At 69.4% G+C, this 20,530-nt stretch carries 18 protein-coding genes; 6 read left to right on the plus strand and 12 right to left on the minus strand.

Annotated elements, in window-relative coordinates; all coding sequences use genetic code 11:
- Window positions 1–28: 28 nt before the first annotated feature.
- Window positions 29–1,165 (minus strand): alanine racemase, encoded by a 1,137-nt coding sequence (alr, locus tag VMT40_RS01220; RefSeq protein WP_326356135.1) that lies wholly within the window; start codon window positions 1,163–1,165, stop codon window positions 29–31.
- A 37-nt stretch (window positions 1,166–1,202) separates the two neighbouring features.
- Window positions 1,203–2,132 (minus strand): 4-hydroxy-tetrahydrodipicolinate synthase, encoded by a 930-nt coding sequence (dapA, locus tag VMT40_RS01225; protein ID WP_326356136.1) that lies wholly within the window; start codon window positions 2,130–2,132, stop codon window positions 1,203–1,205.
- 34 nt (window positions 2,133–2,166) lie between these two features.
- On the opposite strand from dapA, the gene VMT40_RS01230 reads away from it, so the two are divergent.
- A complete protein-coding gene (locus tag VMT40_RS01230) occupies window positions 2,167–3,105 on the plus strand; it encodes a LysR family transcriptional regulator (RefSeq protein WP_326356137.1) in 939 nt (312 codons plus the stop codon).
- A gap of 266 nt (window positions 3,106–3,371) precedes the next feature.
- On the opposite strand, the gene VMT40_RS01235 is transcribed toward VMT40_RS01230, so the two are convergent.
- Window positions 3,372–4,904 (minus strand): NAD(P)H-hydrate dehydratase, encoded by a 1,533-nt coding sequence (locus tag VMT40_RS01235; RefSeq protein ID WP_326357156.1) that lies wholly within the window; start codon window positions 4,902–4,904, stop codon window positions 3,372–3,374.
- Between the two features lie 178 nt (window positions 4,905–5,082).
- On the opposite strand from VMT40_RS01235, the gene VMT40_RS01240 reads away from it, so the two are divergent.
- A complete protein-coding gene (locus VMT40_RS01240) occupies window positions 5,083–5,508 on the plus strand; it encodes a cupredoxin domain-containing protein (RefSeq protein ID WP_326356138.1) in 426 nt (141 codons plus the stop codon).
- A 65-nt stretch (window positions 5,509–5,573) separates the two neighbouring features.
- Here the strand turns inward: VMT40_RS01240 and glmS are convergent, their stop codons facing one another.
- Window positions 5,574–7,442: a glutamine--fructose-6-phosphate transaminase (isomerizing) gene (gene glmS / locus VMT40_RS01245; protein ID WP_326356139.1), complete on the minus strand. Its 1,869-nt coding sequence runs from the start codon at window positions 7,440–7,442 to the stop codon at window positions 5,574–5,576.
- Window positions 7,443–7,543: 101 nt separating this feature from the next.
- Between glmS and VMT40_RS01250 the strand changes: the two genes are divergently transcribed.
- Window positions 7,544–8,407 carry a dienelactone hydrolase family protein gene (locus VMT40_RS01250; protein ID WP_326356140.1) on the plus strand — a complete coding sequence of 288 codons (864 nt, stop codon included), beginning with the start codon at window positions 7,544–7,546 and terminating at the stop codon, window positions 8,405–8,407.
- A gap of 9 nt (window positions 8,408–8,416) precedes the next feature.
- Here VMT40_RS01250 and VMT40_RS01255 read toward each other — a convergent pair whose 3' ends face one another.
- The 4 genes from VMT40_RS01255 to VMT40_RS01270 form a co-directional block, all read right to left on the minus strand.
- Window positions 8,417–10,390, minus strand: a complete 1,974-nt coding sequence (locus VMT40_RS01255) for a hypothetical protein (protein ID WP_326356141.1) — start codon at window positions 10,388–10,390, stop codon at window positions 8,417–8,419.
- A complete protein-coding gene (locus VMT40_RS01260) occupies window positions 10,387–10,725 on the minus strand; it encodes a hypothetical protein (RefSeq protein WP_326356142.1) in 339 nt (112 codons plus the stop codon). The genes VMT40_RS01255 and VMT40_RS01260 overlap by 4 nt, the downstream gene beginning before the upstream one ends.
- Before the next feature lie 40 nt (window positions 10,726–10,765).
- Window positions 10,766–11,074: a DUF6802 family protein gene (locus VMT40_RS01265; protein ID WP_326356143.1), complete on the minus strand. Its 309-nt coding sequence runs from the start codon at window positions 11,072–11,074 to the stop codon at window positions 10,766–10,768.
- A 105-nt stretch (window positions 11,075–11,179) separates the two neighbouring features.
- Entirely contained in the window at window positions 11,180–11,386 is a 207-nt protein-coding gene (locus VMT40_RS01270; RefSeq protein ID WP_326356144.1) for a PspC domain-containing protein, read from the minus strand.
- A gap of 116 nt (window positions 11,387–11,502) precedes the next feature.
- On the opposite strand from VMT40_RS01270, the gene VMT40_RS01275 reads away from it, so the two are divergent.
- Window positions 11,503–13,146, plus strand: coding sequence for an ABC-F family ATP-binding cassette domain-containing protein (locus VMT40_RS01275; RefSeq protein WP_326356145.1), 1,644 nt, complete (start codon window positions 11,503–11,505; stop codon window positions 13,144–13,146).
- A gap of 24 nt (window positions 13,147–13,170) precedes the next feature.
- The gene (locus tag VMT40_RS01280; RefSeq protein WP_326356146.1) at window positions 13,171–14,304 is read left to right on the plus strand and encodes an aminotransferase class I/II-fold pyridoxal phosphate-dependent enzyme; all 1,134 of its coding nucleotides are present in this window, start codon (window positions 13,171–13,173) and stop codon (window positions 14,302–14,304) included.
- A gap of 19 nt (window positions 14,305–14,323) precedes the next feature.
- On the opposite strand, the gene glmM is transcribed toward VMT40_RS01280, so the two are convergent.
- The 3 genes from glmM to rplM all read right to left on the minus strand — a co-directional run bounded on the left by glmM (window position 14,324) and on the right by rplM (window position 16,821).
- Window positions 14,324–15,700: a phosphoglucosamine mutase gene (glmM, locus tag VMT40_RS01285; RefSeq protein ID WP_326356147.1), complete on the minus strand. Its 1,377-nt coding sequence runs from the start codon at window positions 15,698–15,700 to the stop codon at window positions 14,324–14,326.
- A gap of 165 nt (window positions 15,701–15,865) precedes the next feature.
- Window positions 15,866–16,381 carry a 30S ribosomal protein S9 gene (rpsI, locus tag VMT40_RS01290; RefSeq protein WP_326309445.1) on the minus strand — a complete coding sequence of 172 codons (516 nt, stop codon included), beginning with the start codon at window positions 16,379–16,381 and terminating at the stop codon, window positions 15,866–15,868.
- Entirely contained in the window at window positions 16,378–16,821 is a 444-nt protein-coding gene (gene rplM, locus VMT40_RS01295; RefSeq protein ID WP_033086000.1) for a 50S ribosomal protein L13, read from the minus strand. The genes rpsI and rplM overlap by 4 nt, the downstream gene beginning before the upstream one ends.
- Before the next feature lie 322 nt (window positions 16,822–17,143).
- Between rplM and VMT40_RS01300 the strand changes: the two genes are divergently transcribed.
- A complete protein-coding gene (locus VMT40_RS01300) occupies window positions 17,144–17,803 on the plus strand; it encodes a hypothetical protein (RefSeq protein ID WP_326356148.1) in 660 nt (219 codons plus the stop codon).
- Here VMT40_RS01300 and VMT40_RS01305 read toward each other — a convergent pair.
- Entirely contained in the window at window positions 17,720–20,470 is a 2,751-nt protein-coding gene (locus VMT40_RS01305; RefSeq protein ID WP_326356149.1) for a hypothetical protein, read from the minus strand. The two genes, VMT40_RS01300 and VMT40_RS01305, sit on opposite strands and share 84 nt — an antisense overlap.
- Window positions 20,471–20,530: the final 60 nt, after the last annotated feature.

Consider the following 20,530-nt stretch of genomic DNA (forward strand, 5'->3'; position numbering starts at 1 on the left):
GGGTGCCCTGCGGTGCTCGGATGTTCGGTCACCGGTCACCGCCCACGTGGGTGCGGGTGACGCGACCGCGCGGGCCGCACACGATTTCGTAGTTGATGGTGCCGAGGGCCCGCGCCCATTCGTCGGCGTGCGGGTGACCGGGCTCACCGCCGAACAGGATCGCGGTGTCGCCCGCTTGGACGCCCGCGGCATTGTCGCCGAGATCGACCACGATCTGGTCCATGCAGACCCGGCCGATCTGCGGGTGCCGCGCCCCGCCGATCCACACCGAGAACTTGCCGCTCAGCACCCGCGGCACGCCGTCGGCGTATCCGGCGGGGACGAGGGCGACGGTGGTGTCGCGCTCGGCGATCCAGTCGTGGCCGTAGGAGACGCCGCCGCCCGCGGGGACGCGCTTCACGCGCAGCACCCGGGCGCGGAAGGTCATGGCCGGGCGCAGACCGAAATCGCCCTGCTCCGGGATCGGTGAAAGTCCGTACACGGCAATGCCGGGACGCACCATGTCGAACGCGAGGTCCGGACGGGTCAGCGCGGCAGCGGAATTCGACAGGTGCACGAGTTCGGGTTCCAGGCCGTGCTCCTTGGCGGTGGCGATGAACTCGAGGAAACGGTCGCGCTGACTGTCATTGACCGGATGCTGGGGTTCGTCGGCCAGGGCCAGGTGGGAGAAGAGGGCGCGGAAACGCACCGTGCCCTCGGCGATCAGCTTGGCCAGCCGTTCCAGGACCTCGGGGAACTCGGCGAAGGGAATGCCATTGCGGTGCAGGCCGGTATCGACCTTCAGGCTCACGGTGGCGGTGCGGCCCAGTCGGCGCGCGGCCGCCGCCACCGCCTCCAGCTGCGACAGGTCGGAGACGCCGAGCTCGATATCGGCGGCGATGCCGCTGGCGTAATCGGCGTCGGAAGTGTTGAGCCAGGACAGGATCGGCGCGGTGATGCCCGCGGCCCGCAGCTTTACCGCCTCCGCGATGGTGGTGGTCCCGATCTCGCGCGCCCCGGCGGCCAGCGCGGCGCGCGCCACCTCGGCCGCGCCGTGGTTGTACCCGTCCGCCTTGACGACGACCATGACCGCGGCATCCCCGGCGTGCTCGGCCAGAATGCGCACATTGTGGGCGATGGCGTCCAGGTCGACGACGATTTCCACCTGTGGGTCGGGCTTGTTCACGCCCTCGATACTGCCATTGGAACCGCCGCGACTCGGATCACACCCGAATCCCGGCCCGTTCTCCGGGCAGGACCGCGAGGGCGGCGGTGAGCGCCTCGCGGCTTGCCGGGAGGAGGGGCAGGCGGACGTTCGGGGTGGGGATGCGGCCCTGGGCGGCGAGAACCGCCTTGACGACAACGGGATTGGGTTCGGTGAACAGGGCCTGGGCCAGGGGTGCCAGGCGGTTGCCGAGTTCGCGGCCGCGCGCGACGTCACCCGCGCGCCAGGCGGTGATCAGGTCCGCGTAGGGCGCGGGGGCGACATTGGCGCAGGCGAGAATCGCGCCGGAGGCGCCGAGCGCGAGCAACGGGGCGGCGTAGAGGTCGTCGCCCGCGAGGAGCGAGGTGTGCTCGGGCAGGCGGCTCAGGAAGGAGATCGTGGTGTCGTCGATGCCGCCCGCGGTGTATTTGAAGCCCGCGACATTCGGCAGTTCGGCCAGGCGGCACAGGGTTTCGGCGCTCAGCGTGCGGGAGGTGCGGTAGGGGATGTGGTAGATCAGCACGGGCACCGGGCTGGCGGCGGCCAGCGCCCGGAAGTGTTCCACCACACCGGCTTCGGAGGGGCGGTTGTAGTAGGGGACGACCGCGAGGGCGGCGGTGGCGCGGGGGTCCAGGGTGGCGAGGGCGCGCGCCGAGTCGAGGGTCGCGTTGGAGCCCGCGCCGACGATCAGGGTGGCGGCGCGTTCGCGGCAGACCTCGGCGCAGATGTCGATGACGCGGGACTGTTCGGCGGCGGTGAGGGTGGCGGGTTCGCCGGTGGTGCCGAGCGCGACCAGGCCCGCCGCGCCCGCGTCTAGCACCTCGTGGGCGAGGGCCGCCAGGGCGTCCTCGGCCACCTCGTCGGCGGCGGTGAACGGCGTGATCAGTGGCACGTACAAGCCGGTGAAGGTCATGCGACCAGCCTGATCGACGAGATGCGTCAGGTCCATTTCACGTTTCTGAGTCCGAGCGTAAGCTCAGCTGATGCTGGATGTCCGCCGACTGCGCCTGCTTCGCGAACTCGCGCACCGCAAGACCATTGCCGCGGTCGCCGACGCATTGACCTACACGCCGTCGGCCGTCTCGCAGCAGCTGACCGCCCTGGAACGCGAGGCCGGGGTCTCACTCCTGGAACGCACCGGCCGCAGCGTCACCCTCACCCCCGCCGCCCTGCGCCTGGTCGAGCACACCGAAACCATCCTGGCCGTCCTGGAACAGGCGACCGCCGAACTGGCCTCCGCCCGAACCGAACTCACCGGCACCCTCCGCATCGGCGCCTTCCCCACCGCCGTCCACACCATCCTCTCCCCCGCCCTGGTCACCCTCAGCCGCGACCACCCCCTGCTGGAACTCCTTGTCACCGAACTGGACCCAGCCGCCGCCCCCGCAGCCCTGCGCGCCGAAACCCTGGACATCGCCCTACTCCAGGAATACGACTACGTCCCCCTGCCCCCGGAACCCGGCCTGGAGACCGAGCCGCTCTTCGAAGAGACAGTCCACCTCGCCGAGCTGACCACAGACCAAACCAAGACAACATCACAAACCCCTGACCCGAATCCCCTTGCCGCGCACTCCGATTCCCCCTGGATCGCAGGAACCCCCGGCACCCTCTGCCACGAAATGACCGTCCGCGCCTGCCTCGCAGCCGGATTCACCCCCCGCATCCGCCACCACGCCGACGACTTCGGCACCGTCCTCGCCCTGGTCGCCGCGGGCCAAGGCGTATCCCTCGTCCCAGACCTGGGCGCCCGCTCGGTGCCGGAGACCGTCACCCTCACCCCATTACCGACCCGCCGCCGAACCCACCTGGCCTATCGCCGCGGCACAGCCACCAATCCGGTTGTAGCGGCGGCCCGCAACGCCCTGCACACCGCAACCGCCCACCCCCACCAACCACTCCAGCCTCGCCACTCCGGCGCATGACCACCTACGCTCGCCACTCGGCGCGGTTCGCCCACCTTCCCATTCATGCGCATGACCGCCCAAACTCGTCAGTCCGGCGCGTGAACACCCCACCTCGTCGTTCGGCACGCTCTTGGCGGAATCCACCCTGGGCGTAGTAGATCCCGGTCAAAGCATGCGGGATGACAGGGTGAGGCGACCATTGGAGTTCCGGCGGCGGACCCAACACGCCCGGTGGTTCGGCCGTGTTTCGGCCCCGGCGCGGCAGCCGCATACCGCGCGGCGAGTCACACTTGGGCGAGTTCGCGCAGGGTGCCGATGGCTTCGCGGAGGTGGGCGAGCAAGGGGGAGGCCGAGATTGGGGCACCTGCGGTGGTTGTCGCGTGGGCGGCGAGGTTGGCGGCGAGGGCGTGGACGCGGGCGGCTGCCGCAGCGGCCCAGGCGGGGTGGGAGCCGTGGGCTAGGAGGGCGGCGATGATGCCGGAGAGGACGTCGCCGGAGCCAGCGGTGGCGGCCCAGGAGCCGCCTGCCTCGTTCACGAAGACTGAGCGGTCGGGGCTGGCTATCAGGGTGGCGCGGCCTTTCAAAAGGACTGTGACCTGCCAGGATTCGGCCAGTTTGCGGACGGCGGCGACCCTGTCCTGACCCGGTTCGGAACCGGTCAGTCGGGCGAATTCCCCGGCGTGTGGGGTCAGCACGGTGGGGGCCTGGCGGCCGGTCACCAGGCTCGGCTCGGCGGCGAGCAGGGTGAGGCCGTCGGCGTCCACTACGACGGGTAGGTCGGTGGCGAGGATCTCGGCGAGGCGGTCGCGGGCGGCGGAATCGGTGCCCGCGCCGGGGCCGAAGACCCAGGATTGGACTCGGCCGGTGGCGGAAATGGATTCGGCGGCAATAACTTCCGGAAAATGTGCGAGAACCTGGGCCGCGCCCGTGCCCGCGTAGCGGACCATGCCGGAGGTGGCGGCGACCGCGCCGCCGGTGCAGAGAATCGCCGCGCCGGGGTAGGTGGCGCTGCCCGCACAGACGCCGACGACTCCCTGGGTGTACTTGTCGTCTGCCGGACCGGGGACGGGCCAGTTCGCACCGACGGTACGCGGTTCCAGCGCATAAAGGTTCGCGCTGGGCAGCTCTAATCCGATGGGCACCAACTCGACTCGGCCGCAGTGCGGGGCGGCCAGCGCGTGAACCGGCTTGTATGCGCCGAAGGTGACGGTGACGTCGGCGGTCACGGCGGGACCGTCCACCGCTCCGGTGTCCGGGTCGACGCCGCTGGGCAGGTCGGCGGCAATGATCGGGCAGCGCACGCCCGCAACGATTTCGGCGGCGACCGGGCGCAGTGGGCCGCGACCGGAGATGCCGACAATGCCGTCCACCACCAGGTCCGGGTTGCCGAGCAGCTCGCGCACCGGCCAGGGCACCTCTGTGCTGGCGCTCACGTGTTGCACCGCTCCCGGCGGAATTCGGGCTCCGCGCAGGTCGTCCGGGTCGGCGGGCGCGGTGACGACACGTCCGCCCGTGCGGCGCAGGGCGGCCAGACCTTCGGCGTGGGCGCGGTCGGGTGCGAGCAGGACCGCGCGGACCGCGACACCCCGTCGTCGCAGGAACGAGCCCGCCCAGAGCGCGTCACCACCGTTGTCGCCGGAGCCGACCAGCAGGGTCACCGACCGTCCGGCCACTCGGCCCGTGCGTTCGCGCAGTTCCCGCGCCACCACGTCGGCGAGTCCGAAGGCGGCGCGCCGCATGGGCATTCCGGCCGGGACACGGGTGAACAGTTCGGCCTCCGCGGCCCGCACCTCGTCGGCCGTGTAGTACGCACGCACCGCGTCTGCGGTCATGGTTCGCCTCCCGGGATCGGATTCTCGGGCCCGTGCCCCAACGTGTCCGCGGCCCCGGCCCAACCTGTCTGCGCTTGTGCAGACTACGCCCGTCGCACCGCGCCGCAGGTCAGCGTGGGTGCCCGCGAACGGCCCGCTACCGGCGGGGACTAACCTGGCCACTATGCCAATCTGCCGCCAGTCGTCCTCGCGTGCCCGGTTTCTCGTCGCCGTCGTGGCGGGGGCGCTAGTCGTCGGGGGCTGCGCGTCGAACGGCTCGAACAATGCCGCGACCTCCACCACGGCGGCGGCCACGTCGTCGGCGGCGGCGACCCCCACCACCCCCGCTCCGGCAGCGGCGGCCACGGTCGAGGTGAAGGACATGAAGTTCTCCCCGGCCGATATCACCATCAAGGCCGGGGACACCGTGACTTGGAAGTTCGACGACCGTGCCCCGCACGCGGTGCAGGGCATCGGCGATGTCGCGCTGGGCATCAACAGCCCGATCATTCACAAGGGCGAGTGGAGCCACACCTTCACCACGCCCGGCGTCTACCGCTACCTGTGCCCCTTGCACCCGGAGATGAAGGGCACGGTCACCGTCCAGTAAGAAAGCCCAACTCTCGGGAGCTCTCAGGGGCAAGCCCCTGAAACCCCAACCCAAGCGGTCGCGTTCTATTCGACGGTGACCGATTTTGCCAGGTTGCGGGGCTTGTCGACGTCGTAGCCGCGGGCCTGGGCCACCTCGGCGGCGAAGATCTGCAGCGGGACGGTCGAGAGCAGCGGCTGGTACAGCGTTGGGGCCGAGGGGATTTCGATCAGGTGGTCGGCGAAGGGTCGCACCGTGTCGTCACCCTCCTCGGCGATCACGATGGTGCGCGCGCCGCGGGCCTGAATTTCGCGAATATTGCTGAGCAGCTTGGAGTGCAGCACCGCGCGCCCCTTGGGCGAGGGCATCACCACGAACACCGGCAATCCGTCCTCGATGAGGGCGATCGGTCCGTGCTTGAGTTCGCCCGCCGCGAAGCCCTCGGCATGCATGTACGCCAATTCCTTGAGCTTCAACGCCCCTTCGAGCGCCACCGGGTAGCCGACGTGGCGACCCAGGAACAGCACCGTCGGCACGTGCGCGAACTGCCGGGCGATCCCGCGCACCCGCTCGGCCGACTCCAGCACCTGGGCAACGAGTTTCGGCATGGACTCGAGTTCGGCGTATTCGCGCGCCACCTCGTCCGGGTACTTGGTGCCGCGCGCCTGCGCCAATGCCAGGCCGACCAGGTAGTTGGCGGTGATCTGCGCCAGGAACGCCTTGGTGGACGCGACCCCGATCTCCGGACCGGTGCGCGTGTAGAGCACGGCGTCGGCCTCGCGCGGGATCTGCGCGCCATTGGTATTGCAGATGGCCAGGACTCGGGCCTTCTGCTCCTTGGCGTGGCGCACGGCCTCCAGCGTGTCGGCGGTCTCGCCGGACTGGGAGATGGCGACCACCAGGGTGGAGCGGTCCAGAACCGGGTCGCGGTAACGGAATTCGCTGGCCAGCTCGACCTCGACGGGCAGCCGGGTCCAATGCTCGATGGCGTACTTGGCCAACAGGCCCGCGTGATACGAACTGCCGCAGGCCACCACGAAGACCTTGTCGACCTCGCGCAGTTCCTGCTCGGCCAGGCGCTGCTCGTCGAGCACGATCTTGCCGCCCGCGTAGTGGCCGATCAGGGTGTCGGCGACACCGGTGGGCTGCTCCTGGATCTCCTTGAGCATGAAGTAGTCGTAGCCGCCCTTCTCGGCGGCGGCCAGATCCCAGTCGATGGTGAAGGGGCGGGTGCGGACACCATCGGTCGCGCCGTGGAAGTCGGTGACCCGGTAGCTGTCGGCGGTGATCACGACGGCTTGATCCTGCCCGAGTTCGACTGCCTCCCGGGTGTGTTCGATGAAGGCGGTCACGTCGGAGGCGATGAACATCTCGCCCTGGCCGACGCCGACCACCAGCGGGGTGGAGCGGCGGGCGGCGACGATCGTGCCCGGATGGTCGGCGTGGGTGAAGACCAGGGTGAACGCGCCTTCCAGGCGGCGCACCACGGCCAGGGCCGAGGCGACGAAATCACCGGCGGTGTCGCCCGTGGCGTAGGCGCGGGCGACCAGGTGGACGGCCACCTCGGTGTCGGTGTCGCTGCCGAGTTCGACCCCGGCCTCCTCGAGTTCGCGGCGCAGCGGCGCGAAGTTCTCGATGATGCCGTTGTGCACCACCGCAACCCGGCCGGTGTGGTCGCGGTGCGGGTGGGCATTGCGGTCGGTCGGCGCGCCGTGCGTGGCCCAGCGGGTGTGTCCCATGCCGGTGGATCCGGCGAAACGGTCGCGGCCGCCGTCGTCGAGTTCGGCCTCGAGGTTGGCCAGGCGGCCCGCCTTGCGCTCCACGGCCAGGCCCCCGGCGCCGTCCAGGATGGCCACCCCGGCGGAGTCGTAGCCTCGATATTCCATGCGGCGCAACGCATCAACCACTACCCCGAGCGCGTCCCGGTACCCCACATACCCCACGATTCCGCACATGGGGCCATAGCCTAACGGGATAGCCCCGGTGCATGAATCCGAGTCGATATCCGACCGGGCGAAACGCCCCAAGTCCATGTTGATCGGATAGGTTCTAGTCCGTGTCGGCGTCTGTGAAATCGCTCCTGAGCACTCTGACCCTGCGCGGCCCGCATGAGGTGCTGCGCGGGAACCTCGGCATCGCCGGGCTGCCCGGGGTGGTGTACACGCCCGGGAAGGGGCTCAACCTGCCCGCGGTGGCGTTCGGGCACGGCTGGCTGACCGGGGTCGGCAACTACCGTCGGCTGTTCGAGCACCTGGCCTCCTGGGGATATGTGGCCGCCGCGCCCGACACCGAACGCGGCCCGATCCCCTCGCACCTGAACCTGGCGACGGATCTGCTGACCACCCTGGACATCTGCACCGGTGTGCGATTGGGCGCGGGCAATATCAGCGTCCACCCCGACCGCCTGGCCCTGGCCGGGCACGGCATGGGCGCGGGCGCGGCCGTCATCGCCGCCTCCCAGCGCGAGGTGGCCGCCGTCGCCGCCCTGTATCCCGCCCCGACCGCGCCCTCGGCCACGGCGTTGGCCCCCAAGGTCGACGCCCCAGCCCTGATCCTGGCCGGTGCCACCGATATCGACGCGGTCAGCTCCGACGCCATCCCGCTGGCCTCGGCCTGGGGCGAGGACGCCATCCTCCGCTCCCTCGACAAGGCCACCCACAACGGCATGGTCGAGGGCCGCCGCGCCCTGGCCGCCCTCGGCGCGGGCAAGCACGAGCCCAAAACCGAACGCCTCACCCGAGCCCTCCTCATCGGCTACCTCAACTACACCGTCCTCGGCGACAAGAAATACAAACCCTTCGCCGACCCCGAAGCCGTCATCCCCCACACCCAACTCGTCGACCCCGACGCCGTCGAAGACGAACCCGACCACCCCCAAAAACTCCCCGTCCTCCGACTGATCCAGGCCCTCCGCAAATAGGACCACGGCCTAAGACACAGCGGCCTGCGGGATTTCAGGGATCTCGACACCTCCCTCAGGGATCTCGGTCGCCTGATCGGGACTGCCCAGCGTCGGCGTGGGTGTCGGCGACTGTGTCACGTCTCCATTGCCGGGTGGTGATCCGACCGGCGTGGGCTGTGCCGAGCTATCCGGTGGCGCGAGTATCGAGGGATTCGGCCCGCGCTCGTCAGGGGACGGCGAAACCTCCGGCGGCGCGGAACCATCCGATGTCGGCGTTGGCGCGGCGGGTTCAGCGGGGCAAGCGGGCGGGGCTTGGTCCGCGCCCGGCTGCGGAGACTCACCCTCATCGAGTGCGGCACAACCATCCGGCGGCAGGGTGACCCGCCCGTCGGGCGCGGTGCCCGTCGGCGGTGCGCAGTCGGGCTGCGCGGGAGCGATCGGTTGCGGCTCCTGGGTTGCGCCGGGCTGCGGCGACTCGACTTGCTCTGGCGCACCGGGTTTTCCGCCGCTGTCGGTGATGGTTGGCGGTTCTGTGGGGCTTGGACCGGCGGCGGGTGAGCTGGGTGGGGAGTCGGCGGTGGTGAGGGTGGGGTTGCCGTTTTGGTCGAATGTGACCGTGTAGGTGTGGGTTTGGCCGGACTCGTCGGTTATGGCAAGGGTCAGGGTGCCGTCGGGGGTGCGTTCGAGGCGGAAATGTTTTCCGGCGAGGTCGAATTCGAGGCGGCCGGATGGGAGGGGCGGGGTTTCGGCGTGGGGCTGCCCGGAATTGGGGGCAACATCGGGATTGGTGGCCGTGTCGGGGTTGGGGTCCGAGGTGGTATCGGAGTTGGTTGCGGGGGTTGGGGTTTGGGTGGTGAGGGAGCCGAGTTTCTCGAGGGTTGAGGTGATGCCTTGTTGGAGGCCGGTTTCGAGCTTTTCGAGGGTGTCTTTTAGAGTTCGGGCGAACTGGTCGGATTGTGGCTGGGTGGCTTCCGAAGTCGTCGACGAAGCAGGCAGTGAGGACGCCGGTTCAGTGGCGGCCGCCGGTTCGGTCGAATCGGACTGGGCGGCTGTGGTTTCGGGTGCAGCGGTTGCCCGGCTGGCGCTGCCGTACGGCTGTTCGCCGGGTGATTCGGGCGAATTGGCAGGCGCTGGCGCATAGTCAGCCGCAGCCGTCGGCCGTTGCGGGTGGGGCACCGTTGTCGGCTGCGAGTACGCAGGGAAGGGTGATGACGCCGCCGGATACGACTGTGTCGGATACGACTGAGCCGGAAGCGGTTGGGGTGTGGGCGGGTTCGGGGTTGAGGGCAGGTCCGGTTGGGGCAGGAGGGCTGAAGAGGGTTGGGGGTAGGGGTGGTCGATGACCTGGGTGAGGCTGGTGAGGATGGTGCGGTAGTGGGATTCGAAGGTGTGGTGGGTGGCGTCGCAGGCGGCGGTAAAGGTGGTGAGTTTGCGTTCGACGTCGGGGCGGAAGGTGGTGGTCATCCAGTGGTCGTCGCCGATGGCGATGAGGGCGTCGACGTCGTCGGGCGTTTTGCCGTCGATGGCGAGGCGGCCCTCGCCGGAAGCCGTTGGCTCGAGGAGGGCGAGGGCGACCCGAGCCTTGGCGAGCACCGACTCGCGGAGCGGGTCGATGGCAGCGGAGACTGCGTCGCAGGCGGCACGCGCGGCGTCGAGATCCTCTCGGGACCGGCGCAATTGGGAAGTCACGATGGCGGCGGCTTCGGGGCCGGTCGCGCCGGTCCAGGCGGCAGGCAGGCCGTGCGCGAGCGATTGGTGGGAAGACCAGCGGGTTTCGGCGTCGGTCAGCGCCTTGTCCAGCGTGGTCCGGGCGGTATCGAATTCGGCCAGGTTGGTTCCGCGCTGCTCGTCGTAGCGGGCATAGAGGTTGGAGAGTTCCGGACCGTGAGAATTGCCGAAAGCCTTGGCATACAGGGGAAGGAAGTGCTCCCAGTATCGAAGGCCGGGCGCGCCGTAATCGAGAATCTGATCGACGGTCTTGCCGGTGGCGTCGAAGCTCATCGCCCCACCTCGCTGTCGGCGAGAGCGGTGGTCGCGGAGATCGAGGTAGCGCGCTCTCGGTCGATCCGGGCATATTCGCCTGCGGCGCGGTCGAATACCTCCGCGGTCGCTGCCGAAGCCTCCGACCAGTAGCGCAGACAAGCCGCGATCTGTTCGAAGCCTTGATGAATGGCCTTCCCCTGAGCCGTGTAGTCGCGTCCCGTCGCATTCCCGCCGATGGTGTGCTCCTGCACCGCACGCGAATGCTCCTGCAGGGCAGTCGCATTCTCACGCAGTGTCGCCGCCGCGGCGTGCAGGCTCGATACGCGCACGCCGAAATCGCCGGATCCGCCCATGATTCCCCCTCGAATTGCCCGTGAATCCCCCGCAGCCCGGCTATTTGCCGAGGTGCCCGGTATCGGTGCGCACCCACTCGGTGGTGCCGTCCGAATTGTGGTGGAATTCCCAGGCCGAGAAGTCTCCCCCGCTGTCCACCACGGTCACATGGTCGGCGAACCCGTCGTGATCCAGATCCGTCCACACCTGCATGGCGTGGTCGGTGCCGGTGGTCACGGTGTCGAGTAGCCCATCACCGTCGAGATCCTGTGTGGGATGCGACAACTCCACCGCACCCAACGAACCCAGTTCCGAATGCGCGTCGAAACCAGGCAGATCCAGCCCGGGCAGATCACCCGATGTGACCATGATGTGCGCTCCTCCGCAGTGACGTGGCTCTCATCCTGTCACCCGAGCGAACGCCCCGCATCACCTTCGATACCGAATGTGGATAACTCGCCCCCTGGGGATAACTCAACCCTTGGGGATGATGATCCAGAGCGCGATGTAGAGCAGGAACTGGGGCCCGGGCAGCAGGCAGGACGCCACGAACAGGATGCGGACCAGGTTGGCGTTCCAGCCGAGGTACTCGGCGAGCCCGCCACAGACGCCGCCGATCCATTTATCGGTGTTCGAGCGGGTCAGGCGCTTGGTGGTCGGAGTGGGGTACTGGTTTGTCATGACTCCACTGTGCCGAGTTCGATCATCGGCCACATCGGTCCCACGCCCCATTCCGACCCTGAACTTTCCGAGGCCCGACGTCAGGGTGGCACCCTGAGCACGGCAGAATCGCCCCGGTGAGCACCACTCTGCATGCGCGCGGCCTGGCCGCCGGACACGGTGAGCGGATCCTGTTCTCCGACCTGGACCTGATCCTCGCCCCCGGCGACGTGATCGGGCTGGTCGGCGTGAACGGAGCCGGGAAATCCACGCTGCTGCGCATGCTCGCCGACGGCCGCGCCGCCGAGGGCGAGATCGTGCTCAGCCCGCCCGACGCCACCGTCGGCTACCTGGCCCAGGAGCCCGAGCGCGTCCCGGGCGAGACCGTCCTGGACTTCCTGCGCCGCCGCACCGGCGTGACCGCCGCCCAGCAGACCATGGACGCCGCCGCCGAACGCCTCGCCGACGGCGGCGCGGACGAGTACTCCCCCGCCCTGGAGCGCTGGCTCGCCCTCGGCGGCGCGGATCTGGAGCAGCGCGCCGAGGAGATCGCCGCCGATCTCGGTCTGGCCGAAAGCCTCCCGCACGGCCTGGACACCCCGATGACCGTGCTCTCCGGCGGTCAGGCCGCCCGCGCCGGTCTGGCCTCGGTCCTGTTGTCCCGCTTCGACATTCTGCTGCTCGACGAGCCCACCAATGACCTGGACCTGGACGGCCTGGCCCGCCTGGAACAGTTCGTGACCGGCGTCCGCGAGCCCCTGATGGTGATCAGCCACGACCGGGAGTTCCTGGCGCGCACCGTGAATCGCATTGTCGAATTGGATCTGGCCCAGCAGCAGGTCGGTATCTACGACGGCGGCTACGAGTCCTATCTGGAGGAGCGGGCCGTCGCCCGTCGCCACGCCCGCGAGGCCTACGACGAATACGCCGACACCAAGGCCGGTTTGGAAGCGCGGGCGAATATGCAGCGCAACTGGATGGAACACGGCGTCCGCAATGCCCGCCGCAAGTCGAAGGCCGACTCCGACAAGATGGGTCGCAAGGCCCGCGCGGAAGCCACCGAGAAGCAGGCGTCCAAGGTCAAGCAGACCGTGCGGCGCATCGAACGCCTGGAGGCGGTGGAGGAACCGCGCAAGGAATGGGAACTGCGCATGTCCATCGCGGCCGCCCCGCGCAGTGGCGCGGTGGTGGCCACGCTGTCCGCCGCGACCGTCAGCCGCGGCGACTTCACCCTCGGACCGGTGACGGTGCAGGTGGATTGGGGTGACCGCATCGTGCTGACCGGTGCGAACGGAGCGGGCAAATCCACCCTGCTGTCCCTGCTGCTCGGAAAGACGAAGCCGGACAGCGGATCCGCCGCCCTCGGCTCGGGCGTGGCCATCGGCGAGGTCGATCAGGCGCGCGGCCTGTTCCGCGGCACCGCCACCCTCGCCGACACTTTCAGCGCCGAGGTCCCCGACTGGAACGAATCCGATGTCCGCACCCTGCTGGCGAAGTTCGGCCTGCGCGGCCCGCATGTCATGCGCCCCAACGACACCCTGTCCCCGGGCGAGCGCACCCGCGCGGCCTTGGCGCTGCTCCAGGCCCGCGGCGTGAACTTGCTCGTCCTCGACGAACCCACCAACCACCTGGACCTGCCCGCCATCGAACAACTCGAGCAAGCGGTCGAATCCTTCGAGGGCACGGTGCTTTTGGTGACCCACGACCGCCGCATGCTCGACAATGTCCGAGCCACCCGCCGCTGGCACATCACCGACGGCAGACTCACCGAGACCCTCTAGTCACCGAGACCCCCTAGGCAGATCATGCTCGTCCAACGCCTGCGGCCGTACAGCACTTCGGTTTTCGGTGAGATCTCCCAGCTTGCGGTGACGCACGGCGCGATCGACCTGGGTCAGGGTTTTCCGGACTACGAGGGACCGCGGGCCATGCTCGACCTGGCCCGGGAGGCCATCGCGACCGGCATCAACCACTACACCTCGCCCAAGGGCCAACCGGAACTGCGCGCCGCCATCGTGGCCGAGCGGTCTCGACGTTCGGGCGAACAGTACGACGCGGCAACGGAAGTGGTGGTCACCGCCGGAGCCACCGAAGCGCTGACGGCTTCCCTGCTCGGCCTGGTCGAGCCGGGCGGCGAGGTGATCCTCATCGAGCCGTTCTACGACTCGTATCCGGCGGCCGTCGCGCTGGCCGGAGCGACCGCGCGCACGGTCGCGATGGTGGCCGACTGCGACGGGTTCACGCTCGATCTGGACGAACTGCGACGCGCGATCACCCCGCGCACCCGCGCATTGGTCCTGAACTCACCGCACAATCCGACCGGCTCGCTGCTGAGCGAAAAGGACCTGCGCACCATCGCCGAATTGGCCTGCGAGCACGACTTCCTGGTGATCTCCGACGAGGTGTACGAGCACCTGGTCTTCGACGAGATTCCGCACGCCTCGATCGCGTCCCTACCCGACATGCGGCAGCGCACCATCGTGGTCTCGGCACCGGCCAAGACCTTCAATGTCACCGGTTGGCGGATCGGCTGGGCGCTGGGCCCGGCACCGCTGATCCACGCCGTCCACGCCGCGAAGCTGTACCTGACCTTCGTCCCCCCGGCCCCGTTCCAGCCCGCCATCGCCTATGCCCTGGAGCGGGAACAGGATTGGGCCGCCGCCAATCGCGCCGCACTCCAAGGCAAGTATCGACTGCTCTCGAATGCGTTGCGCCACCTGGGATTCGACGTGAAGCGCAGCGCGGGAGGCTATTTCGTCTGCGCGGACGTCGGCACCGACGGGACCGCCTTCTGCCGAGATCTACCGTCCCGCGCGGGCGTGGCGGCGATTCCCGTCGCCGCCCTGTCCACCCGCCCGGACTGGAACACCCTGGTGCGCTTCGCCTATTGCAAACGCGACGCCACGCTCCACGAGGCCATCGCCCGACTCGGCGCCTGAGCACTCGCGAGCGGCTCGCTCAGACGGCCGCGACCAGCTTGGCGAGATTCCCGGCGAGGAGTTCAGCCTGGGCGGGGTCGGTGGCTTCCACCATGACGCGGACCAGCTGCTCGGTTCCGCTGGGGCGCAGGAGGATTCGCCCGGTGTCGCCGAGCAGGCGCTCGGCGTCGGCGACGGCCTCCAGCACCGAGGGGGCGGCCGCGACGGCGGTCTTGTCCGCGACCGGGACATTGATCAGGATCTGCGGCACAACCCGGACGATGCTCGCCAATTCCGCGAGACCGCGGCCGGTTTCGGCCATCCGGGCCATCAGCTTCAGGCCGGTGAGGACACCGTCGCCGGTGGTGCCGTACTTCGGGAAGACCACGTGCCCGGACTGCTCGCCGCCCAGGGTGTAGCCGCCCGCGCGCAGGTCCTCGAGGACGTAGCGGTCGCCGACTGCGGTGGTGCGCACCGTGATTCCGGCCTCGCGCATGGCGATGTGCAGGCCGAGATTGCTCATGACGGTGGCGACGAGGGTGTTCTGGGCCAGCTCACCGGCCTCGCGCATGGCCACGGCCAGCACCGCCATGATGGCGTCGCCGTCGACCACCGCGCCGGTGGCGTCCACGGCCAGGCAGCGGTCGGCGTCGCCGTCGTGCGCGAGTCCGAGGTCCGCGCCGTGCTCGCGCACCGCGCGCTGCACCTGCTCCAAATGCGTGGAGCCGCAACCGTCATTGATATTGAGACCGTCGGGTTCGGCATTGATGGCGATGACCGTCGCGCCCGCCTCGCCGTAGGCGGTCGGCCCGACCTCGGAGGCCGCGCCGTGCGCGCAGTCCACGACCACGGTGAGCCCGCGCAGGTCCCGCCCGGTGGCCTGCACCAGATGCTCGACGTACCGCTCGTGCGTGCCCTCGAGGCTGTACCGGTCGTGCACGTCGTAGACGTGCCCGCCCAGGCCCGGGTTGCCGAGCACTCGACCGATGGCCGCGCCGGTGGGCCGCAGGTAGGTCCCCTCGTCGATCAGGGCCTCGATGCGGTCCTCGATGGCGTCGTCCAGCTTGTGCCCGCCCGCGGCGAAGATCTTGATTCCATTGTCCGGCATGGGGTTGTGCGAGGCGGAGATCATGACACCCAGGCACGCGTCGTACACGCCGGTCAGGTACGCCACGGCGGGGGTCGGCAGCACACCGACCGACAGCACGTCCACGCCCGCAGAGGTAAGGCCCGCCGTCACGGCGGCCTCCAGCATCTCGCCGCTGGCGCGCGGATCACGCCCGACAACGGCCAGCGCGCGCTTCTTCCCCCGGCTCAAAACCTGCGCGGCGGCGGCCGAAACCCGCAGCGCCAGCTCCGGACTCAGCGACTCATTGGCGAGCCCGCGCACACCATCGGTACCGAACAAACGTCCCATTACCTCAACACCCCTGCTGGTTACCGGTCGATACAGCACGAGAGCAGGCGCCCAACCGGTCCGAAAACCGTTGCGGGGAGCCTGCTCTCGTACAGGTTGCCGTATAGACCGTACCGTGCCCGGCCTCCGAAAAGACCGGGCACGGTAGAGCCGTACGGCGCAATATCAGCGCTTCGAGTACTGAGGCGCCTTGCGGGCCTTCTTGAGGCCGTACTTCTTGCGCTCGGTGGCACGCGGGTCACGAGTCAGGAAGCCAGCGCGCTTGAGGGCCGGACGGTCCTCGGGGGTGACCTCGATGAGGGCACGCGCGATGGCCAGGCGCAGAGCACCGGCCTGACCCGACGGGCCGCCGCCGACCAGGCGAGCGTGGATGTCGAAGGTCTCGGTGCGCTCGACGGTGACGAGCGGCGACTTCACCAGCTGCTGGTGCACCTTGTTCGGGAAGTAATCCTCGATGGTGCGGCCGTTCAGCACGAAGTTGCCGGAACCCGGCACCAGGCGCACGCGGACCACGGCCTCCTTGCGGCGGCCGACGGTCTGGACCGGACGGTCGATGACGACCGGAGCGGCGGTGTAGGAGGTGTACTCGGCCTCGGCCTCGTAACCGTCACCCTCCTCGACAACCTCCACGGCGGTGTCCTCGACGACGTAGTCGTCGTTGAATTCTTCGGGAGCGGTCACTGGGCCACCTGCTTGATCTCGAAGGGGATGGGCTGCTGGGCGGCGTGCGGGTGGTTCGGGCCCGCGTAGACCTTCAGCTTGCGAATGATCTGGTTGCCCAGCTTGTTCTTCGGGATCATGCCCTTGACGGCACGCTCGACCAGACGGTCGGGGCGGGTGTCCAGGATCTGGCCCACGGTACGGCCCTTCAGACCACCCGGGTGACCGGAGTGGGTGTAGAGGACCTTGTCGTCGCGCTTGTTGCCCGAGACGGCGACCTTGTCGGCATTGATGATGATGACGAAATCGCCACCATCGACGTTCGGCGCGTAGGTCGGCTTGGTCTTGCCGCGCAGCAGGTTCGCAGCCTGCACGGAAAGACGGCCGAGCACTACGTCAGTGGCGTCGATGACGTACCACTTGCGGGTCACGTCACCGCCCTTGGGGCTGTACGTAGGCACAGTGCATCCCTTGTCTGTCGTAGGTGTTGCCAGCCAAGCGTGTGGTCGAGCTGATCCCGGCGGCCAGGCGGAGACCCGGGGCTCGTGCGCCAACCGGTTACCCGGCGGACCGCACGCCAACGGAGCACTTTACCAGCGCGATCACGAGCACTTCCAATCCGGTCCCGACCGCGATCGAAAGGCCGGATCTCGAGTGAGTTACACCACACCACAAGTGGAATAGGTTCCTCCGCTACGGGCATTGTATTGGGAGGAACGGGTACCGCTGTGGCGGTCGAGTGTCGTTGCCAGTGGAGTCAGTCGTTTGCCAATGGAGGCCGCCATGGCGATCAACCTCAATCCGAGCCACCCGCGCGCACGGTCCATGCGCTGGATTCTGCTCACCGTGGTGACCGGCAGCCTCGTCTTCCTCGTGCCCTGGATCGCGTATCTCTCGGTGAGCCTGCCGTCGGAGCGGAAGGTGGATCAGTGGGACATCGCCTGGGCGGGTTTCGACTTCGCCCTGGCCGCCGCGATCGGCATGACCGCGTGGAACGCGTGGCGGCGACGGCAGGTGTTCATCCCGTGGGCCATGATCACCGGCACGCTGCTGGTCGCCGACGCCTGGTTCGACATCGTGCTGGATTGGAACAGCCCGGATCTGTGGTTCGCGGTGCTGTCCGCCGGAATCGGGGAACTGCCGCTGGCCGCGCTGCTGTTCTACGCGTCGTGGCGGGTGTTGCGGCTCACCATCGAGCGCGCCTGGGTGCTGACCGGCCACACCGGACCCGCGCCGCGCCTGTCCCGAATCCAGTTGGGCGTGACGACGGGATGGCAGGTGCCCGACACCTTGACGCCGAACGGGTCGGTCACGCCGAACGCGTCGGCCGGGCCGAACGGGTCCGCCGGGCCGAGCGGATCAGATGTGTACGGGCGGGCCGGGATCGACGCCCCGTACCGGTCCCGGAACGGTGTAGCGCAGCGTGTCGATGCCGAAGCGTAGGCAGTCCAGGCTCTTCGGATCACCCGCGGTGGCAATGCCCGCGTGCGGCGAGCCCGACACGAACGGGGTGACCGCGCAGGACTCGTTGATCGGACGGACTGCCGCCCGCGCCTGAACCACCGTGTCGGACCTCTGAATCACCGTGTCGGACCTTTGAATCACCGTGTCGGACACCGGAGCCGCCGAGGCGTGCTCGCGCGCGTCCGAGTGCATGCCCATGACCGACAGCGCCGCCGCGCCGATGATGATCGGCGCGCCGAAGGGCTTGCGCATCTTGCCCCACAGCTTGCCCTTGCGCTGCTTGCGCTCGCCCTCGCCGCCGGATTCCGAATCCGACTGCCCTGCGGCATCTTCCGGTGCTTGCGGATTCTGCTGGCGCGCCCCCGTGGACATCGACCCACCGTACATCGCGCCGGGCTGACCAGGAGCGTTTCCGCCGGATCCAGCAAAACCCCCGCGACCCGAACCGGACGTATCCCCCTCGGCCCCATAGCCACCGGACGCCCCGGGAGCACCATAGCCGCCCTGGCCGTACCCGCCCTGCTGCCCGTAACCACCGGGTGATCCGTAGGTCCCGGCCTGGCCATACTGCCCACCGGCACCCTGCTGCGCGCCGCCCGGCCCATAGGGTCCGGAACCGCCCTGCGCACCCGCGTCGACCCCAGCCGTGTTTGCCGGTCCATAGCTCTGACCACCCTGATATCCGGAAGGTCCTGCGCCTGATCCAGACTGCCCGGCCGCACCGTAGGAACCGCCAGGTCCGTAGGTCGCACCACCCGGCCCATAGCCACCCGGCTGCTGTCCACCCGGACCGTAACCACCGGGCTGCCCACTCACCTGACCGTAATTGCCAGAGTGCGGACCCTGCGGGCCATAGCCGCCCGCTCCCGCTGCACCTTGGCCCGAACCCGGTTGCGCGCCACCGGAGCCCGGTTGCCCGTAAGCCTGCGACCCGGCCCCGGCCTGGTCACGCCCCAATACCGCGGTCATCTGGTCGTCGGCGGGTGAGCCCGGCGGTCGCATGAATCGCCCGCCCACGCCCTCGAGACCCGCGGGCAGCGGGCCGCGCCCGCCGATCACGGGCTGCGACCCCGTATTCGGTCCTTCGGGACGCGAAACCCCTTGGCCCGCACCGCCGGACTGATCGGCCGGAGCCTCGTGCCGACCGTGCGCGAAAATCCCCGCCTGCGCGGTACCGGAGATCCCCGCCTGCTTGGCAAGCCGCGCGATCTCCTCCGCCGTCATGTGCTGGGTCACCCCGCCCGGCCCGGTCGCGGCCCCGCCGGGGCCAGCGCTCGCGCCCTGAGATGCCGCTTCCTGCGCGGAGATTCGCCGCGTCACTCCCTCGGCGGCCGGATCGACCGTGGCCTGCGGGCCGGTTCCGGCTCCACGACCCGGCTGCGCACCTGCCGCGAACGCCGCCGCTTCCTCCGCGCTCATGCGGCGTGTCTGCCCGGCCGGGTCGACCACCGGCTGCGGGCCCGTGGCCGGTCCACCGGTCTGCGCGGAAGTCGGGCGCGGCGCGGCGGATTCGGGCGCGGCCGGTGAATCCATGTGCCGGGGAACCATTTCCGGCTGTTGGGCCAGCGGTTCGGGCTGGCGCTTCAGGAGCTGGCCGGGGTCCGGCGTGGCGGACACGTGGCGCGGGCCCTGTTCCACCGGACGGGACTCACCCGCGGATCCGGCTGCGGCCGCGGCACTTTGACTCGCCGCATTCGACGCACCCTGACGCGCCGGGCTCGAAGCACCTCGAGCCCCCGGGCTCGCGGCACTCTGGGCCGCGGGGCGCGGAGCGTTCGCGGGCGGGGCGGCGGGACGGTCGTAGGCCGGGTCACCCTCGCTGTCGGCGACCAGCAGATGCGTCGCGCCCAGGACGAGGGCGTGCATGGGATGGTCGGCGACCTGGAAGCGGTGGCCGAGATGGTTCTGGAAGGCCAGGCGCAGCGCGTCGTTGAAGCAGACATTGCCGGTCAACAGCACCGTCGAGGTGTCGGCATTGATGGCGCGGGCCGCGGCCATCACCTCGATGACCACATTGTCCGCGGCGCGGGCCTCGTGCAGGGCCTCGGCGGTAATGGCGACGCTCACCGATTCGGTGGGCTCCTCGTCATTGCCGTGCACGGCGACCACCAGACATTCGCGGCCGTCGGAGTAGACGCCGACCGCGCCGATGGCGGGACCGCGCCCGGGCGCGCGGACCAGCCCCAGGGCGCGCACATAGCCGGAGAGCGCGACGGATTCGGGCAGCGGTTCGGCGGGCACGCCGAGTTGCTCGACCAGCCGCACGAATTCGTCGACCTTGGGGTCGGGCCATTCGTCGGGGAACGGCAGCGCCACCACATCGGGCTGCGCGCCCAGGTGTTCCACAATCCCCGCGAGCGGATTGTGCATGCGCGCCCGGAACACCAGTTCGGCGGGCCAGGTCGCCCCGGCCACCACGATCTGCGGATGCCCGATGATGTCGCGCACATCCGAGATGGCGATGCCGACGTCGGGCCGCCGGTCCACCCCGGCGGTATGCAGCCGCCCGGATGAATCGGCGAGCAGATACGCGGGCGGTGTGTATGTGCCTTCGACCTGGACCGGGCGGATGGGCGAACCGCCGCCACCGGCGGCCACCGACACCACGTCCCAGCCGAGATGCACTGCCCCAACTCGAGCCGTCACAGTCATCAGTCTGCCTGCTCGGTCCGTCGCGCGCGCGACCGATTCCTACTTCGCACCCCC

Origin of the sequence: Nocardia sp. CDC160 (genome assembly GCF_035818795.1) — a bacterium.
Lineage (GTDB): Bacteria > Actinomycetota > Actinomycetes > Mycobacteriales > Mycobacteriaceae > Nocardia.

Bases quoted from the DNA above. Each gene is read 5' to 3' on its own strand.
- VMT40_RS01255 (WP_326356141.1), bottom strand. From the start codon at position 10,390: ATGAGCTTCGACGCCACCGGCAAGACCGTCGATCAGATTCTCGATTAC.
- VMT40_RS01260 (WP_326356142.1), bottom strand. From the start codon at position 10,725: ATGGGCGGATCCGGCGATTTCGGCGTGCGCGTATCGAGCCTGCACGCC.
- VMT40_RS01240 (WP_326356138.1), top strand. From the start codon at position 5,083: ATGCCAATCTGCCGCCAGTCGTCCTCGCGTGCCCGGTTTCTCGTCGCC.
- VMT40_RS01230 (WP_326356137.1), top strand. From the start codon at position 2,167: ATGCTGGATGTCCGCCGACTGCGCCTGCTTCGCGAACTCGCGCACCGC.
- VMT40_RS01280 (WP_326356146.1), top strand. From the start codon at position 13,171: ATGCTCGTCCAACGCCTGCGGCCGTACAGCACTTCGGTTTTCGGTGAG.
- VMT40_RS01265 (WP_326356143.1), bottom strand. From the start codon at position 11,074: ATGGTCACATCGGGTGATCTGCCCGGGCTGGATCTGCCTGGTTTCGAC.
- dapA (WP_326356136.1), bottom strand. From the start codon at position 2,132: ATGGACCTGACGCATCTCGTCGATCAGGCTGGTCGCATGACCTTCACC.
- VMT40_RS01300 (WP_326356148.1), top strand. From the start codon at position 17,144: ATGGCGATCAACCTCAATCCGAGCCACCCGCGCGCACGGTCCATGCGC.
- VMT40_RS01270 (WP_326356144.1), bottom strand. From the start codon at position 11,386: ATGACAAACCAGTACCCCACTCCGACCACCAAGCGCCTGACCCGCTCG.
- glmS (WP_326356139.1), bottom strand. From the start codon at position 7,442: ATGTGCGGAATCGTGGGGTATGTGGGGTACCGGGACGCGCTCGGGGTA.
- glmM (WP_326356147.1), bottom strand. From the start codon at position 15,700: ATGGGACGTTTGTTCGGTACCGATGGTGTGCGCGGGCTCGCCAATGAG.